The following is a 15,359-nucleotide window of genomic DNA, read 5'->3' as shown; positions in this document are numbered from 1 at the left end:
CGCGGGTCATTGCAGAACGACACTGGGAAGCATGGACACACTCACGCCTGCAGCGGTGGCGTCTTTGTAGAGGCTTTCGCTGCTCTGGCGGTTGAGAATTACTTTCCCTGAGCAAATCAGATCCCAGGTCTCATCAGCAAAGTGGGTCTGGAGCCAGAGCATCCCCATCACGCTGCGGTGCTTGAGGTTGTAGCTCTCTCCTACGGACGTCAAGGTGATGTCCATGGCCCACAAAAAACCTCCCCCCATTGGAGGGGGAGGTTGTGGATGCTGTTGTATCAATGCGAACCAAAACCAGAAGGCTTGGTTTTCTGACGTGATCAGCCTTGGTTCACCTGGGCAGCGGCCTCGGCTTGGCGGTGGTGGTAGTGGTGCCCGCGGTACTGCAGATCGACAGTGGTGTCGACTGAAGCCGCTTCGTGACGGAGGGGCGCATCGAAGTGTTGGCCGCGGTAGGCGTGCTCAACGCGAGCGCTGGTGGGCTGTTCGTGGGTGGCGTTGTCGTAAGTGACGCCGCGGTACTGGAGTTTGCTCATGGTGGTCATCGGGCCTCGAAGGGTTGGCTGGTTGTCCGCTTCGTGGGAAGGAGCGTTGCTTCGCCTCGCGGTGGGCTACTTCCGGTGGAGCCAGGCCCAAAGGGGGCTCACTCAACGTTTTGTCCTTCTGCAGCATTTCTAGCGGATGAAGAATGTTCAGAGTGAACAAAAGCCCCTTTTTTGTCTTTTTTGTAATAGTTACTGTGGTCCACTGAACGTTTTTTCTTCACTTTCCTTCTGCGGCCTGAGTGCAATTCCAGATGGACTTGCGAATTGGTAGCGAATGCAACCTTGACGGTGGTCTGTGATGCGGAACATTGGCATCTAATGGCGGTAATCCGTCATCCACCCAGCGACTGCTTTTTGATGACTGTTGCTTCTCCTGTCTCTCGGCCTCGGTCGAAGAGCCTGCAGGAAGCGAGCTTGCTGGAGGCTCCTCAGCTTCTGCTCCGCAAGGTGCGAGGACTGTCCTCCGGCCGTTCGCTGACCTGGTTGGCTTGTGTGCCCCTGGCACTTTTCGGCCTGGGCGTGTTCAACCTTTCGGCCCGCGCCGCTGAGCTCCCCGAGCTCAACGCAGCGTTCCTGGCCAACAACATGTGGCTCCTGGTGGCCACGATCCTGGTGATCTTCATGAACGCCGGTTTCGCCATGGTCGAAGCCGGGATGTGTCGCCAGAAGAACGCCGTCAACATCCTCGCCAAGAACCTGTTTGTGTTCGCCCTCGCGGTGACCGCCTACTGGTTCATTGGTTATTCGCTGATGTACGGCGGATCCGTGGTGGATGGCTGGCTGTATTTCAACGGCCTGTTCTTTGATCCCACCGTCACCGCTGAGATGGTGACCGAGGGAGCCTTGGTTCCCACCGTCGACTTCCTGTTCCAGGCTGCCTTCGCAGGCACCGCCGCCACGATCGTCTCCGGTCTCGTGGCTGAGCGCGTCAAGTTCGGCGAGTTCGTGATCTTCGCGCTCGTTCTGACCGCTGTCATCTACCCGATCTCCGGTTCCTGGCAGTGGAACGGCGGCTGGCTGAGCGAGCTGGGCTTCATTGATTTCGCTGGCTCCTCCATCGTCCACTCCGTGGGCGCTTGGGCCGGCCTGGTGGGCGCCATGCTGCTGGGCCCCCGCATTGGCAAGTTCGTGGGCGGCAAGCCCCAGGCCATCCCTGGCCACAACATGTCGATCGCAACCCTCGGCGCTCTGATCCTCTGGATCGGCTGGTACGGCTTCAACCCCGGCTCTGAGCTGGCGATGGACCAGTACGTGCCCTACGTGGCTGTCACCACCACCCTGGCTGCTGCCGGTGGCGCGATCGCAGCCACCGTGGTCTCCACCCTGACCTCGGGCAAGCCTGACCTGACCATGATCATCAACGGCATCCTGGCCGGTCTGGTGAGCATCACTGCCGGTTGCGGCAACATGACCTTGGTGGGTTCCTGGGTCGCCGGGGCCGTGGGCGGCATCATTGTTGTCTTCGCGGTTTCTGCGCTCGACGCTGCTGGCATTGATGATCCCGTTGGCGCCTTCTCCGTGCACGGTGTGTGCGGCGTCTGGGGCACCTTGGTAATCGGTCTCTGGGGCGTTGATGGCATGGATGTCGGCTCCGCTGGCATCGGCCTGCTCAATGGCGGTGGTATCAGCCAGCTGGGCATCCAGGCCCTGGGCTGCGCGGCCTACGCCATCTGGACCATCGTGACCTGCTGGATTGCTTGGTCTGTCATCGGCGGCCTCTTCGGCGGCATCCGCGTGACCGAGCAAGAAGAGATCGAAGGTCTCGACATCGGTGAGCACGGCATGGAGGCTTACCCCGACTTCGCTTCCGCGAAGTGATGATCTGATCGTTTCTCCATCGGCCCGCTTCGGCGGGCCTTTTTTATTGGCCTCAGGGATCGCCTGTCAGCATGGGGCGCCCCAGGGGTTTCTGGACTTGCCCTGCCCTCGTTGCGGTGCTCGCTTGATCAGCAAAACCCAGCAGCGTCCTGCCCGCTTGGTTTGCGTGGAGTGCCAGCAAGTGCTGCCCCAATCGGCCCAGGTGCCAATCGTCACCTTGGTGGTGCGTCACTTCTGGGGCGTGGTGATGCTGTTGGGCATGGTGGTGGTCCCGCTGCTGCTGATGACCCTCTCCCCCTGGATAGAGCGGGTTCCCCGCGCGCCCCGCTCTGCCTCAAGGGAGATGAGTGCCCTCAGATGAAGTACATCGCTTGAGCCTGCAGCAGAGCATCCCGTTGTGCCAGGAGGCTGGCCAGGGTTGTGGACTCCAGCAGGGCCAGTCGCTGTTGCTGCAGGTTGGCCTCAAGAGACTGCAAGACCTGTTGCTCAAGGCTGGGCTGGGCCGGTTGCTGTGGTTCTGACGCACCTTCCAGGCAGTCGAGCACCTCGCTTAGGCGGATTTCTGCGGCGGGCCTGGCCAGTTGATAGCCCCCCTTGGGCCCGCGGCTGCTGATGAGTAGGCCCCCTTTGCGCAAGGTGGTCATCATCTGCTCGAGGTAGCGCTCGGGAATGCCCTGACGGCTGGCGATGGCGGAGACCTGAAGGCGCCCCCCTTGGGCTTGGATTCCAGCGAGTTCGATGAGGGCCAGGAGCCCGTAGCTGGTTTTGGCGTTGAAGGGCACCGGGCGAGCCTTTGGCTGAAAAACACGGTAAAGCACTCGGGAATAGAGGGGGCCCAATGCTCTCTATCTGAGGGGTTTCTCGTTCCTCTGTCGGTAATTATCCACAATTCCCGATGGGTCTAATGGGTTTTACGGCCTGTAGTCTGTGGTGCTTGCCCGAGCGCCACTGTCTTGGCTGATCTTGTTGCTGCCGCTCTGCAGCCCGGAGCTCTGATCACGCTGCTGGTGCTGATCGGCTCGGTCGTGCTGTTCATCTCTGGTTGGCTTGCGCCGGACCTCACGGGCTTGCTGGCCGCTGGCCTGCTCGTCAGCTTCCGCGTGATTGAGCCGCGGGAGGCTCTGGAGGGCTTTGGTAGCCCTGCCCTGATCACCCTGGCTGGTCTGTTTGCGATTTCAGCAGGACTGTTTCGCAGTGGTGCCCTCGATCGCCTGCGGGCCTTGATTGGCTCGGATGCCATTCGCAGCCCGAAGCGGATGATCGCTTTGATGGTGACGGTGGTTGGGCCCGTCTCAGCCGTGGTCCCCAACACGCCGATCGTGGCCAGCCTGCTGCCGGTGGTGGAGGGCTGGTGCAAGCGCCGCCGGATCTCCCCCTCAAAGGTGCTGTTGCCCTTGTCCTTCGCGACGGTGTTGGGGGGGACCATCACCCTGCTTGGCAGTTCGGTGAATCTGTTGGCCAGTGAGGTCAGTAGCCGTCTGGGCTATGGCAGCTTTGGGCTGTTCAGCTTTACCCCGATTGGTCTGGGGGTTTGGCTGCTGGGCGGTTCACTGATGGTGCTGCTCGCCGATCGTTTCCTTCCTGATCGAGGTCGCAATGACGACGACTTGATCGCTGATCTCTCCAGCAGTGGGTATCTAACTGAGGTGAAGATTCCCTTGGGCTCCGAGCTGATTGGTCAATCGCTCCATGCCTCACGCCTGCAACGGCGCTTCGACCTCGATGTGTTGGAGCTCCACCGCGGGACGGATCGGTTGATGCCCCCCTTGGCCGATCGCACCTTGATGCTCGGGGATCGGCTGCTGCTGCGCTGCAACCGCGACGACCTGCTGCGGCTACAGCAAGACCACACTGTGGTTCTGGCCCCCACGCCGGAGCAACCGGTCAGCCTGCAGCAGGACAACAGCCAGCGGATGGTGGAGGTGCTGTTGCCCTCAGGTTCCACCCTCGCCGGGGACTGCCTGCGGGATTTGCGCTTCAGGCAGCGCTACAACGCCACGGTCTTGGCCTTGCGCCGCGGCAATGCCGTGCTGCGGGAACGCCTCGGCCGGGCCCCGTTGCGCGAGGGTGATGTCCTGTTGTTGCAGGGGCCTAAGGACGCCATCCGTGGCCTTCAGGCCAGCAACGATTTGGTGGTGCTGGAGCAGCTCGAAAAAGATTTGCCGACGGTCAGCCGCAAGCGCGTCGCCCTACTGATTGCAGCCTTAGTGCTGCTGTTGCCCAGTTTTGAGCTCATTCCCCTGGTGGCGTCGGTCTTGCTTGGCACGGTGGCGATGGTGGTGACGGGCTGCCTGCGGGCCGGTGAATTGCAGCGGGTGGTTCGCTTGGATGTTCTGGTGCTCTTGGGCTCCCTGGCCAGCTTCAGCGTTGCGCTGGAGAAAACAGGCTTGGCTTCGGCCCTAGCCCAGGGCTTGCTCCTCGGCTTGAGCAGCTGGCCGGTCTATGGGGCCATGGTTGCGGTCTTCCTCTTCACCGTGGCCCTGACGGAGGTGATGAGCAACGCCGCCACCGTTGCCATGTTGATTCCGATCGCAGGCCAGCTGGCCCAGGGGTTGGGCTTGCCGCCGATGGCGCTGATTTACATCGTGCTCTTCGGTGCGAGCCAGAGCTTTCTCAGTCCCATTGGCTACCAGACCAACCTGATGGTTTACGGCCCGGGTCGCTATCGCTTCTTGGATGTCTCCCGATACGGCTTCCCGTTGACCGTTGCGATGGCCATGGCCGTTCCCTGGATGGTCTGCCGCTGGTTTGGCCTGTAGAACTTGAGTCCCCAGTGACGGAATCCCCTTCGATGAGAGGGCCCAAGGGTTGGCTGCAGCGTCTCAGGCAGTGGCTGCTTTGGCTATGGCATCACGAGGCCACCCGCGGCCAGAAGGCTCGGGGTTTGGCGGCCGGGGTGTTCATGGGCTGTTTTCCCATCTTTGGTCTGCAGACCCTGCTGGGGATCGCCTTGGCCAGCCTGGTGCGCGGCAACCACATCCTGGCCGCGGCAGGTACCTGGATCAGCAACCCGCTGACCTACATCCCCCTCTACTGGTTCAACTACGCCGTGGGCTGCAGGGTGATGGGCCCTGGGCCCGCCTTGCCCTCCCTTGAGGCGCTTCAGCAGGGGGCAATCTGGGAGATGGGTGTCGCGATCAGTTCACGCTTATTGCTGGGCTCCACGTTGGTGGGGCTGGCCAGTGCTGCGCTGTTCGGCGGCCTCTATTGGTGCTTGCTCACGCGCAATAAGCGCGGCAGCGCCCACACCTAGCTCTCGGAGGTTTCGCTGGGGACACGCTTCCAACCCGCCAGGACTCCAAGGATGTCGGCGGCGCTGACGAGGCCCACAAAGGCCCCGAATTCATCGACGACAACCCGCACGGAACTGCGGTCGCCGCGGCGAAAGCTGGTGAGCAGTCGATCGGCGCGGATCATCTCCGGCACAAATTGCGGTGCATCGCAGAGCTGGCTGATCAGGCGATAGCCCCCGCCGCTCAGCAGTTCAGCCATGGCCCTCTCGCGGCTTTGAACCCCCAGGACCTCATCCACCTCTTCCCCTAGGACCACCCACCAGGCGTCATCGGGGGCTTCGAGGATCTCCTGGCGAACCGAGTCCAAGCTGGCGCCGCCCGAGAGTGAGGGGGTGGCGACCCGCGAGACCATCAGATCCCGCGCGGTCAGGTCATTGAGGGCGAAGACCTTGCCGATCATTGCCGCCTCATCGGCTTCGATTTGGCCCTGCTGGGAGCCCAGACGCGCCATCAGGTGGATCTCACGCTCGTTGGTCGTGAGTTCGTTTTCGGCGGTGATGGCGGGCATCAGCTTTTCCAGCACCAGCAGCAGGGGCAGGGTTAACCGCTCGAGCATCAAAAGGATGCGCGCCGAGATCAAGGAGATCGGCATGGCAAAGCTGTTGCCAATTGTCTTCGGCAGGATTTCAGCGAAGAGGATCACGGCCACCGTGAATCCCACGTTGAACAGCAGTAGGGACCAGCGCCCACCGATCTCTTCAAAGACCTGGTTGGCCTGACTGCCGAGCAGGATTGAGCCGGAGATGTTGAAGAGGTTGTTGATCACCACCAGCAGCACCAGGGCGCGGCCGGGTCTGGCTTTGATCCGCTCCAGCGCTCGTGATCCCGGCACCCGTTGTTGCTGAAGGGTGTGGACCTGAATCGGATTCACCGTCAGCATGGCGGCCTCCGTACTGGAGGCCAACGCCGAGCCCACCAGGATCAGCACTGCCATCACCAGCAGCACAACGATCGGATTCATCGACTGGTGGAGGCTGCGAGATCGACCGGACCTTACCTACGGTTTGCGGGATGAACCCGTCTTCGAGCAATCCAGTTAGGGCGCTGCAGCGTTGGCGTCAACAACTCACGGTGCCGCAATTCACCGTGGTGACGGGCCTCTTGGTCATTGTTCTGGCGACGCTGCTCCTCTCCACGCCGCTCTGCTCGAGCGCCAACGTTGGCCTTTGGCAGGCCCTGTTCACCGCCACATCGGCGATCACGGTGACCGGTCTCTCGGTGATCGACGTCGGTCAGGACTTGACCTTCGCTGGTCAAGTTGTACTGGCCGGCCTGATCATCACCGGTGGTCTTGGCTTGATGGCGATCACGACGTTCCTGCAGGGCTTTGTGCAGGGAAGGTCGGGTTTAAGGCACCGCCTGGATAAGGGGCGCGCCCTTGATGAATTTGGCGTTGGCGGAATCGGTCCCACCTTTCACAGCATCCTGCTGGTGGCCCTCTGTGTGATGGGCTTGGGCACGGTGGTGCTTTACAGCTTTGGTTTCACCGACATCGAAGATCCCGGCAGGAGGCTCTGGGCGTCGATGTTTCATGCGATCAGCGCCTACAACAACGCCGGTTTTGGCCTCTGGTCCAACAGCCTCGAGAACTACCGCGATAACCCGGTGGTGACTGGCGTCATCGCCTTCATGATCGTCATTGGCGGCATTGGTTGGCGGGTGGCCAATGACATCTGGAACAACCGCTTTCGGCTAGGGCGCCTGCGTCGTCTGAGCCTGCACACCCGTCTGGTGATTCGCAGTACGGCCCTGTTGATCGCGATCGGTGCGGTTGGTCTGTTGATTACTGAGCACTTCGGCTACGGCGCATCGGCGATGGAGCCCTACAGCGTCCTTCAGCGCCTGCAGATCGTCCTCTTCCAGTCGATCACCACCCGCACCGCAGGCTTTAACACCATTCCCCTCTCGGCCCATCAGATCACCGATGCCGGGTTGCTGTTGATCATCGTCTTGATGTTCATCGGTGCCAGCCCTGGCGGCACCGGCGGCGGGGTGAAAACCACGACATTTGCGATTTTGATGGGGGCGACCCGCTCGACCCTGCAGGGGCGAAGCCATGTCTTGCTCCACCGCCGGCAGATCCCCGATGCCACCGTGCTGCGGGCCGTTGGGGTCACGTTGGCCTCGGCCTTGTTCGTGGTGTTGATGGCTTTGACCTTGGGGTTGGGAAATTCCCTTGGGCAACAGCAGGTGCAGTCCTTCAGCTTCCTGGAGAAGCTGTTCACCTGCGTCTCAGCCTTCGGCACCGTTGGCCTTGATCTGGGGGTGACGGCCCATCTGAACCGCTGGGGCCAGTTGGTCTTGATGGTGGGAATGTTTGTGGGTCGGGTTGGAATCCTGTTGCTGCTCTCGGCGCTCTATGGCCCACGGCCCCAGAGCCGTGTTGGCTATCCCAAAGAGGATTTGTATGTCTAGTGGGTTCACCACTTAGAACAGGGTCGTCGAGCACCGGGCTGTGAATCAGTGGCTGTGAATCAGTGGTGGCAGTGGAGCGCTGAAGCCGGGGTGCGCCGCGGCAGCTTCGCCGTGATCGGTGTGGGACGTTTCGGCTCCTCGGTCTGCTCGGAGTTGCTGCAGTCCGGTGCGGAAGTGTTGGCGATTGATTCCAACCAGCGCGCCATCGACGAGCTGCGTCAGATCGATCCAGCGATCGAGGCGCGGGTGGTGGATTGCACCGATGAGGAGGCCCTCCGCGCAGCAGGGGTGCTGGACATGGAAACGGTTGTCGTCGCCATGAGCGAACCGCTGGAGGCCAGCGTCACCGCCACCTTGATTTGCAAAGATTCCGAAGGCAGTCGGGTCAAGCAGGTGATCGCCCGCGCCACCAGCGACATCCACATGAAGATGCTGAGGCGTGTCGGTGCGGACCGCGTCGTCTTCCCCTCAAAAATGATGGGTCAGCGTCTGGGGGTTGAGCTGGTGCGCCCGAACCTGCTGGAGCAGTTGCGGCTGGATGACCGCAGCAGCATTGAGGAAATCAAGGTCCCGGAGGCATTCGTCGGCCATTCCCTGCGCGATCTCAACCTGCGCAAGCACTACAACGTCAATGTCCTTGCGGCTGGACCGGCTGGTGAGCTGCACGTCAATCCCCCGGCCTCCCACGTCTTGGCTGAGGGGGAGCTGCTGGTGGTGATGGGTTCTGAGGATTCCCTGCGGGCACTGCCGGCAAGTTGAGGAGCGCCCTTTGTGCGCTTTCCCACACCCCGTTAATGACAGCTTGTGCCCAAAGCCTCCCTTAGCCCCCATGGCGGAGCTAGCCCGGGTCGATAGCGCTCACTAAAGGGGGCTGACTGCAATGGTCAGTAGCTCAGTTGCTTCAACAGCCTTGCCGCCACCGCTGAAGGAAAGCGGCCAGCGGGAGGTGTTCTGCGGTCTGACGTCAATCGTCTGGCTGCACCGCCGCATGCCGGATGCCTTTTTTCTGGTGGTGGGCTCCCGCACCTGCGCTCACCTGATCCAGAGCGCCGCCGGGGTGATGATTTTCGCGGAGCCTCGCTTCGGCACCGCGATCCTTGGCGAGCGGGATCTGGCGGGTTTGGCCGATGCCAATGAGGAGTTGGATCGGCTTGTGGCGCAACTCTTGGAGCGGCGTCCTGAGATCCGCACCTTGTTCCTGGTTGGGAGCTGCCCCAGCGAGGTGATCAAGCTGGATCTTGCCAAGGCATCCGAGCGGCTGAACCAGCAGCACGCCGGGCGCGTCACGGTGATCAACTACACCGGCAGCGGGATCGAGACCACCTTCACCCAAGGTGAGGACAGTGCCCTCCAGGCGCTGATTCCCCTGATGCCCAAGAGCGATCAGCCCCAGCTGTTGATTGCCGGGACCCTGGCTGATGCGGTCGAGGACCGACTGGTGGGCCTGTTCCACAAAATCGGCATCGAGCGGGTGGCGAGTTTGCCGCCGCGGCGCTCCACGGAGCTCCCCGCAGTGGGCCCGGGGACCCAGTTGCTTCTGGCCCAGCCCTACCTTTCCGGTACGGCTCGGGCCCTGGTGGATCGAGGCGCCAGCTTGGTCGAGGCGCCCTATCCCTTCGGCGTCGAGGGCAGCCGGGACTGGATGGCGGCGGCGGCGAGGGCTTGTGGGATCGATCAGGCCCAGATTGATGCTGTTTTGGATCCCCTGGTGGAGCGCGGCCGGCGCGCCTTGGCTCCTCACCGGGAGGTGTTGGAGGGGAAACGTCTCTTTCTGCTGCCCGACTCCCAACTCGAGCCTGCCCTGGCTCGCTTTCTCTCTCGGGAATGCGGTATGGAGTTGGTGGAGGTCGGAACCCCCTATCTCGACCGTCAGTTGATGGCCCAAGAGCTGGCTCGTCTGCCTGAGGGCACGCAGCTCAGCGAGGGGCAGCACGTGGAAAACCAGTTGCAGCGGGTTCGACAGCAGCGCCCCGATTTGGTGGTCTGTGGTTTGGGCCTTGCCAACCCCCTTGAGGCCGAGGGGATGGCGACCAAGTGGTCCATCGAGCTGGTCTTTAGCCCCATTCATGGCATTGATCAGGCCGGAGACCTGGCCGAACTCTTTGCCCGTCCCCTGCGTCGCCGCGGCGCTTTGCAGTTCTCCTGATTCGCCCCCGATGGAACTCACGCTCTGGACCTATGAAGGCCCCCCGCACGTTGGGGCCATGCGTATCGCCGCCTCCATGGAGGGGGTGCATTACGTCCTCCATGCCCCGCAGGGCGACACCTATGCCGATCTGCTGTTCACGATGATTGAGCGGCGGGATCGGCGCCCGCCCGTCACCTACACCACTTTCCAGGCCCGGGACCTTGGCGGTGATACCGCTGAATTGGTGAAGCGCTCCATCACCGATGCAGTTGAGCGCTTCCAGCCCGAGGCATTGCTGGTGGGTGAGAGCTGCACGGCTGAGTTGATCCAGGACCAGCCCGGGGCTCTGGCGGCCGGCATGGACCTGGGCGGAATTCCGATGGTCAATCTGGATCTGCCGGCCTATTCGAAAAAGGAGAACTGGGGGGCGGCCGAGACCTTCTATCAGTTGGTTCGCAGCTTGCTGAAGTCGCAGTTGCCCGAGCCAGGTGCACCCAAGTTGGATCCCACCCGGTGGCGCTCGGAGAACCGGCGTCCGCGGGTCAACCTGCTGGGTCCTTCCCTTTTGGGTTTCCGCTGCCGCGATGACGTGCGGGAGCTGACGCAGCTGCTCGCGGGCTATGGCATTGATGTCGCGGTCGTTGCTCCCCTGGGTGCGCGGCCGGCTGACCTGCTGCGCATTCCCTCGGCCGACGCCAACCTCAATCTCTATCCCGAGGTCTCGGGTTCGGTCTGCAGTTGGCTTGAGCGTCAGTTCGGCCTGCCGGCGGTGAAAACCGTTCCGATCGGCATCGGTGCCACGGTGGAGTTCCTGCGGGAGTTGCATGGCGTGCTCGGCCTGGAGTTGCCTGTGGATCTGCAGCCCGGCGCCGATGGCCTGTGTCAGGCGGAGCGACGCTCACGGCTGCCTTGGTATTCCCGCTCCGTCGACTCCACCTATCTGACGGGTAAGCGCGTGTTCGTCTTTGCCGATGGCACCCACGCCCTCGCGGCGGCTCGGATTGCCAGTCGCGAACTCGGCTTTCAAGTGGTGGGCCTTGGCACCTACAGCAGGGAGATGGCTCGAGAGGTCAGAGCCCTGGCGGCTGAATTGGGGCTGGAGGCTCTGATCAGTGATGACTACCTGGCGGTTGAAGCGGCCATGGCGGAGGCCGCACCGGAGTTGGTGCTGGGTACCCAGATGGAGCGCCACAGCGCCAAGCGTCTAGGCATTCCCTGCGCTGTGATCAGTGCCCCACTGCACGTGCAGGACGTTCCGGCCCGCTATGCCCCGCAGATGGGTTGGGAGGGGGCCAACGTCATCTTCGACAGTTGGGTCCACCCCCTGATGATGGGGCTAGAGGAACACCTGATCGGCATGTTCCGCCACGACTTTGAGTTCGTCGACGGCCACCGCAGTCACCTGGGGGATGGTGCTCCCGCTGCCTCATCGGTTGAGGAGCCCGCTCCGGCAGCGGTTGCCGTTGCTGGGGGCATCCTGAGCTGGAGTGCCGATGGCGAAGCGGAACTGGCCAAGATTCCCTTCTTTGTCCGCGGCAAGGTCCGTAAAAACACCGAGGCCTACGCCCGCGAACAGGGGCTCGCTGTGATCGACAGCGAAGCCCTCTACGAAGCCAAGGCCCACTTCAGCCGCTAAATCACACGGCGTCGATCCCATCCCCCGTGACCGGAGGTTCTCTGGTCACGGGGGATGTTTTTTGAGCTGTATCAGCCCAACGCTCCATTAGCAATGAATTGAGTATTGCTACCTAGTTCATTGTGTTCGAACCCTGATTTGTGTGATTCAACTGTTTCGCTTTGCATGGCTGTGTCTCACGGCAGCCCTGGCAGGCCTTGGATGGTGGCAGGACTTCAAACCACAGGTTTTGTTCGCTGTGGTTTTCCCTTGATTTATGACCACCACGCTCAAGCGCCCCGACGGTGAGGGCAGCGTTCAGGTTCATCAAGATCCCTCGATGAACATCGAAGAGGGGGCGTTGGTCATTGCTGTTTACGGCAAGGGTGGCATTGGTAAAAGCACCACCAGCTCCAACCTCTCAGCGGCCTTCTCCAAGTTGGGCAAACGGGTTCTGCAGATCGGTTGCGACCCCAAACACGACAGCACCTTCACGCTGACCAAGCAGATGGTCCCGACGGTGATCGACATCCTCGAGGGGGTGGACTTTCACACCGAGGAGCTGCGGCCTGAGGACTTTGTCTTTGGTGGATTCAATGGGGTGCAATGCGTCGAGTCCGGTGGCCCTCCGGCCGGTACGGGCTGCGGTGGTTATGTGACTGGGCAGACCGTCAAGTTGCTGAAGGAGCACCATCTCTTGGAAGACACCGATGTGGTGATCTTTGATGTGCTCGGAGACGTTGTTTGTGGTGGTTTTGCAGCGCCCCTGCAACACGCCAACTACTGCTTGATTGTCACGGCCAATGACTTTGATTCGATCTTTGCGATGAATCGGATCATTGCGGCGATTCAAGCCAAGGCGAAGAACTACAAAGTGCGCCTGGGTGGGGTCGTGGCTAACCGCAGCCGCGACACCGATCAAATCGATCGTTTCAACGACCGGGTCGGCATGAAGACCATGGCCCATTTCCCTGACCTGGATGCGATCCGTCGCTCGCGCCTGAAAAAGTGCACGATCTTTGAGATGGAATCCACCCCCGAAGTCGAGGCGGTTCAACAGGAATATCTGCGGCTCGCCCAGTCGATGCTCGAGAGCGTGAAGCCCCTGGAGGCAGAACCGCTGAAGGATCGCGAGATCTTTGATCTGCTCGGCTTCGATTGACGCTGCTACCGGCCTAGAGCCGCACCTTGGTCACCTCGGCCTTGATGCTTCCGCCGCGGGTTCCCACGTCGATGGGGGCCCGCGTGAAAATCTCCACGCGGATGCCGCCTCGGGCAATGCTCCAGAGCCCTTGCGCCAGAAGCGCAGCGCAGATCACTGTGGCCATGGGCCAAAGCAAGGGCTGAATCCGTTCTGGGCCCTGGCCACTGAGCAGCAGTGCCGTGGCGACTCCACTGCCGAACCCGAGCAGCATCAGCAGGCAGGACTGGGCAGTTCTGTTCAAGAGCTCAAGCTGGAGCAGGCAGTCAGCAGGAGCTGCTCAGCAGGGGTGCCCACGGCCGGAACGCGCCAGTCGCCCCAGTTCGATCCAGCCCTCTTGCGGTTGATGGTCATGTCGCGGCAGTTCACCGCTAGGGCCCGATCGGGAATGCTGCCCTTGGGATTGGTGTCTGGAGTTGAAGGCCAACTCAGGCCGCCGATGGCCGTTGGCCTTGTCACGGCCCGCCGCCAGGGGGTAATCCAGACGTAGGGGTGACTGTCAAAGGGCTTCCAGCTTTTCCAATCCACCTCGACATCGCCGAAGCGCCGCCAACGTTCCTGCTCTTCCTGCTGTCGCTCCCGCAGGCGCTCCAAGATCTCCTGCTGCTCGGCTGTTGAGGCACTGCTGGCCGTCTCAGCCAGGGCTGTGGGGAGGCTCGTGCCCATCAGCAGGACCACGCTGCCTGAAAGCGCGGGGAGTAGGGGGACGCGTTGAGTCATGGCCAGCGCCTCAAGGTAGGGGGGGCAGCGGTAGGGGGGAAACCGATTTCAGGGCGTCCTTGATGGTGACGGTGACGTTGCCGCCGATCTGGTTGACCCCCACCTCGCCATTCACCAGCAGCGGTTCATCGCTGAGGATCTCCACGGGTTCGACGATCTTCTCAACCGCCACCGGCTTCTCAATTCGCCCCACATCGACGGGGAGGGACTCATTGGCCTTCACGGGGAGAGCCGAACTGGCGCTGACGGCGACCGGCAGGGAGCCATTGGCCTGAACCTGGACCGGGGTCAGAATCTTCTCAACCTGAATCGGTCCCTTCAGCACCACCGGAAAGGGCATTTGGCGCTTGACGGCGATCGGAATGGGTTGCCCCAGGATCTGGATGGCCGCCAAGGCCGCTGACCAGGTGGCGAGCACAATGGCCAGGGGCCACCGACACGCCATGGCCAAGAGGAACCAGCGGGGCTGGTCCTGGGCATTCAGTGGATTCACCGGCCTGCCCATCGGCAACCCTGCAAGGCTTGCCGTAGGCATACATCAGGGATGAGGGGTTGTCATCCCTACTGCAAGGGAGACGTTGGACTAGCCCAAGCCGACCAACTTGAGCGATTCTTCCCAAACCCCCTGAGCGGTTTCGGGGTTACTGGCTTTATCGGAGAGTTCTTGGCTGAACTGTTTCCCGCCTTGCTTCTGGCGATTGCCCCAACTCCAGTGGACCCCTGATGTGCCGAAGCTTGGATCGGCGACAACCTGGGCGACCCGCTCCCCGGCAAGAGCCTGGCTGACGTAGCCGCCGGTGACGTTCTTTTGGAACCAGGGGAAGATCTTCTGGAAGGCCCGCGGAGTGTTCCGGAACAGCGGGGTGTCGGCGACGCAGCCGGGATAGAGGGAGCTGAAGACGATCCCCGTGGAGTCGTGCAGGCGGCGATGCAGCTCCTGCGTTGTGATCATGTTGCAGAGCTTGCTGTCTTTGTAGGCCTTCCCAGGTTTGAAGGTCTTGCCATTGGCCATGGCAATCGGAGCCTTGAACCCGGCTTTAAAACCGCTGAGGTCGCCTAGGTCGGCCGGCGCAGGGATGGGGATCTTGCCGCCAAGCTCCTTGGAGTTCGCGGTCACCGTGCCAAGGATCACCACCCGCCGGGAGGGATGCTGTGAGGCCTGCAGCTGCGGCAGCAGCAGTTGGATGAGCAGGAAGTGCCCCAGGTGGTTGGTGGCCATGGAGAGCTCGTAGCCCTGGGGAGAGCGCTCAGGCTCCTTGAGTCTCGGCTTGTAGACCGCCGCATTGATCACGAGGGCATCGAGGCCGAAGCCCAGGGAATCGATCAGGGTTTCAACGCCCACCCGGACGCTCTCAAGATCCCCTAGATCCATCCGGATGTGGTGGAGCTTCTCGCGCGCAATGCCAAGGGCATCGGCTGCGGCTCCGGCACGCACTGGATCCCGATTGGCCGTGACCACCGTCCAACCCCGATCGGTCAGGGCCTTCACGGCATTGAGTCCAACCCCTGAGGTGGTGCCAGTCACCAACACCGCACCGGCACGGCCGGCTGTTTCCGGGAGGTTGCTTGAACTGGTTTCGCTGCTGGCGGTCATGGACCCAAAAACTGCCCGCAACAACTTACG

Annotated in this window: 17 protein-coding genes; 9 read left to right on the top strand and 8 right to left on the bottom strand. The window is 62.0% G+C overall.

Annotated features, from left to right (window positions below):
• Window positions 1-6 precede the first annotated feature (6 nt).
• Together ACLM42_RS06460 and ACLM42_RS06455 are read right to left on the bottom strand one after the other, a co-directional pair.
• The gene (locus tag ACLM42_RS06460; protein WP_247910722.1) at window positions 7-225 is read right to left on the bottom strand and encodes a hypothetical protein; all 219 of its coding nucleotides are present in this window, start codon (window positions 223-225) and stop codon (window positions 7-9) included.
• Between the two features lie 95 nt (window positions 226-320).
• Window positions 321-545, bottom strand: coding sequence for a DUF4278 domain-containing protein (locus tag ACLM42_RS06455; protein WP_247910723.1), 225 nt, complete (start codon window positions 543-545; stop codon window positions 321-323).
• Window positions 546-902: 357 nt separating this feature from the next.
• Here ACLM42_RS06455 and ACLM42_RS06450 point away from each other — a divergent pair, with 357 nt between their 5' ends.
• Both ACLM42_RS06450 and ACLM42_RS06445 read left to right on the top strand, forming a co-directional pair.
• Window positions 903-2,363, top strand: coding sequence for an ammonium transporter (locus ACLM42_RS06450; protein ID WP_247910724.1), 1,461 nt, complete (start codon window positions 903-905; stop codon window positions 2,361-2,363).
• 97 nt (window positions 2,364-2,460) lie between these two features.
• Window positions 2,461-2,724: a hypothetical protein gene (locus ACLM42_RS06445; RefSeq protein ID WP_247910725.1), complete on the top strand. Its 264-nt coding sequence runs from the start codon at window positions 2,461-2,463 to the stop codon at window positions 2,722-2,724.
• On the opposite strand, the gene ACLM42_RS06440 is transcribed toward ACLM42_RS06445, so the two are convergent.
• A complete protein-coding gene (locus ACLM42_RS06440) occupies window positions 2,717-3,145 on the bottom strand; it encodes an RrF2 family transcriptional regulator (protein ID WP_247910727.1) in 429 nt (142 codons plus the stop codon). The two genes, ACLM42_RS06445 and ACLM42_RS06440, sit on opposite strands and share 8 nt — an antisense overlap.
• A 171-nt stretch (window positions 3,146-3,316) precedes the next feature.
• Between ACLM42_RS06440 and ACLM42_RS06435 the strand changes: the two genes are divergently transcribed.
• Window positions 3,317-5,122 (top strand): SLC13 family permease, encoded by a 1,806-nt coding sequence (locus ACLM42_RS06435; protein WP_415398563.1) that lies wholly within the window; start codon window positions 3,317-3,319, stop codon window positions 5,120-5,122.
• A gap of 32 nt (window positions 5,123-5,154) precedes the next feature.
• Window positions 5,155-5,616, top strand: coding sequence for a DUF2062 domain-containing protein (locus tag ACLM42_RS06430; RefSeq protein WP_415398562.1), 462 nt, complete (start codon window positions 5,155-5,157; stop codon window positions 5,614-5,616).
• Here the strand turns inward: ACLM42_RS06430 and ACLM42_RS06425 are convergent.
• Window positions 5,613-6,617 (bottom strand): CNNM domain-containing protein, encoded by a 1,005-nt coding sequence (locus ACLM42_RS06425; protein ID WP_247910732.1) that lies wholly within the window; start codon window positions 6,615-6,617, stop codon window positions 5,613-5,615. The genes ACLM42_RS06430 and ACLM42_RS06425 overlap by 4 nt on opposite strands.
• Window positions 6,618-6,667: 50 nt before the next feature.
• On the opposite strand from ACLM42_RS06425, the gene ACLM42_RS06420 reads away from it, so the two are divergent.
• From ACLM42_RS06420 to bchL, 5 genes are all read left to right on the top strand, one after another.
• The gene (locus tag ACLM42_RS06420) at window positions 6,668-8,071 is read left to right on the top strand and encodes a TrkH family potassium uptake protein (RefSeq protein ID WP_247910734.1); all 1,404 of its coding nucleotides are present in this window, start codon (window positions 6,668-6,670) and stop codon (window positions 8,069-8,071) included.
• A gap of 54 nt (window positions 8,072-8,125) precedes the next feature.
• Window positions 8,126-8,830 carry a potassium channel family protein gene (locus ACLM42_RS06415; RefSeq protein ID WP_247912073.1) on the top strand — a complete coding sequence of 235 codons (705 nt, stop codon included), beginning with the start codon at window positions 8,126-8,128 and terminating at the stop codon, window positions 8,828-8,830.
• 121 nt (window positions 8,831-8,951) lie between these two features.
• Window positions 8,952-10,217 carry a ferredoxin:protochlorophyllide reductase (ATP-dependent) subunit N gene (locus ACLM42_RS06410; protein ID WP_247912074.1) on the top strand — a complete coding sequence of 422 codons (1,266 nt, stop codon included), beginning with the start codon at window positions 8,952-8,954 and terminating at the stop codon, window positions 10,215-10,217.
• A gap of 10 nt (window positions 10,218-10,227) precedes the next feature.
• Complete coding sequence (locus ACLM42_RS06405; protein ID WP_415398561.1) at window positions 10,228-11,835, top strand: ferredoxin:protochlorophyllide reductase (ATP-dependent) subunit B; 1,608 nt, start codon at window positions 10,228-10,230, stop codon at window positions 11,833-11,835.
• A gap of 256 nt (window positions 11,836-12,091) precedes the next feature.
• Window positions 12,092-12,976, top strand: a complete 885-nt coding sequence (gene bchL, locus ACLM42_RS06400; RefSeq protein ID WP_247910736.1) for a ferredoxin:protochlorophyllide reductase (ATP-dependent) iron-sulfur ATP-binding protein — start codon at window positions 12,092-12,094, stop codon at window positions 12,974-12,976.
• A gap of 13 nt (window positions 12,977-12,989) precedes the next feature.
• Here the strand turns inward: bchL and ACLM42_RS06395 are convergent, their stop codons facing one another.
• The 4 genes from ACLM42_RS06395 to ACLM42_RS06380 form a co-directional block, all read right to left on the bottom strand.
• Complete coding sequence (locus ACLM42_RS06395; protein ID WP_415398560.1) at window positions 12,990-13,229, bottom strand: hypothetical protein; 240 nt, start codon at window positions 13,227-13,229, stop codon at window positions 12,990-12,992.
• 26 nt (window positions 13,230-13,255) lie between these two features.
• Window positions 13,256-13,735, bottom strand: coding sequence for a hypothetical protein (locus tag ACLM42_RS06390; protein WP_415398559.1), 480 nt, complete (start codon window positions 13,733-13,735; stop codon window positions 13,256-13,258).
• 10 nt (window positions 13,736-13,745) lie between these two features.
• Complete coding sequence (locus ACLM42_RS06385) at window positions 13,746-14,240, bottom strand: hypothetical protein (protein ID WP_247910739.1); 495 nt, start codon at window positions 14,238-14,240, stop codon at window positions 13,746-13,748.
• Window positions 14,241-14,318: 78 nt separating this feature from the next.
• A complete protein-coding gene (locus tag ACLM42_RS06380; protein ID WP_247910740.1) occupies window positions 14,319-15,329 on the bottom strand; it encodes a protochlorophyllide reductase in 1,011 nt (336 codons plus the stop codon).
• Between the last annotated feature and the right edge of the window lie 30 nt (window positions 15,330-15,359).

It is taken from the genome of Synechococcus sp. W4D4, from assembly GCF_047716805.1.
Taxonomy (GTDB): Bacteria; Cyanobacteriota; Cyanobacteriia; order PCC-6307; family Cyanobiaceae; genus Vulcanococcus.
Note: the sequence above shows the minus strand (reverse complement) of the source record. Positions and strands in the feature narration are given on the sequence as shown.

Coding starts and splice junctions, on each gene's coding strand:
- ACLM42_RS06460 (WP_247910722.1), bottom strand. CDS start 225: ATGGACATCACCTTGACGTCCGTAGGAGAGAGCTACAACCTCAAGCAC.
- ACLM42_RS06455 (WP_247910723.1), bottom strand. CDS start 545: ATGACCACCATGAGCAAACTCCAGTACCGCGGCGTCACTTACGACAAC.
- ACLM42_RS06450 (WP_247910724.1), top strand. CDS start 903: ATGACTGTTGCTTCTCCTGTCTCTCGGCCTCGGTCGAAGAGCCTGCAG.
- ACLM42_RS06430 (WP_415398562.1), top strand. CDS start 5,155: ATGAGAGGGCCCAAGGGTTGGCTGCAGCGTCTCAGGCAGTGGCTGCTT.
- ACLM42_RS06425 (WP_247910732.1), bottom strand. CDS start 6,617: ATGAATCCGATCGTTGTGCTGCTGGTGATGGCAGTGCTGATCCTGGTG.
- ACLM42_RS06420 (WP_247910734.1), top strand. CDS start 6,668: ATGAACCCGTCTTCGAGCAATCCAGTTAGGGCGCTGCAGCGTTGGCGT.
- ACLM42_RS06410 (WP_247912074.1), top strand. CDS start 8,952: ATGGTCAGTAGCTCAGTTGCTTCAACAGCCTTGCCGCCACCGCTGAAG.
- ACLM42_RS06405 (WP_415398561.1), top strand. CDS start 10,228: ATGGAACTCACGCTCTGGACCTATGAAGGCCCCCCGCACGTTGGGGCC.
- bchL (WP_247910736.1), top strand. CDS start 12,092: ATGACCACCACGCTCAAGCGCCCCGACGGTGAGGGCAGCGTTCAGGTT.
- ACLM42_RS06395 (WP_415398560.1), bottom strand. CDS start 13,229: ATGCTGCTCGGGTTCGGCAGTGGAGTCGCCACGGCACTGCTGCTCAGT.
- ACLM42_RS06390 (WP_415398559.1), bottom strand. CDS start 13,735: ATGACTCAACGCGTCCCCCTACTCCCCGCGCTTTCAGGCAGCGTGGTC.
- ACLM42_RS06385 (WP_247910739.1), bottom strand. CDS start 14,240: ATGGGCAGGCCGGTGAATCCACTGAATGCCCAGGACCAGCCCCGCTGG.
- ACLM42_RS06380 (WP_247910740.1), bottom strand. CDS start 15,329: ATGACCGCCAGCAGCGAAACCAGTTCAAGCAACCTCCCGGAAACAGCC.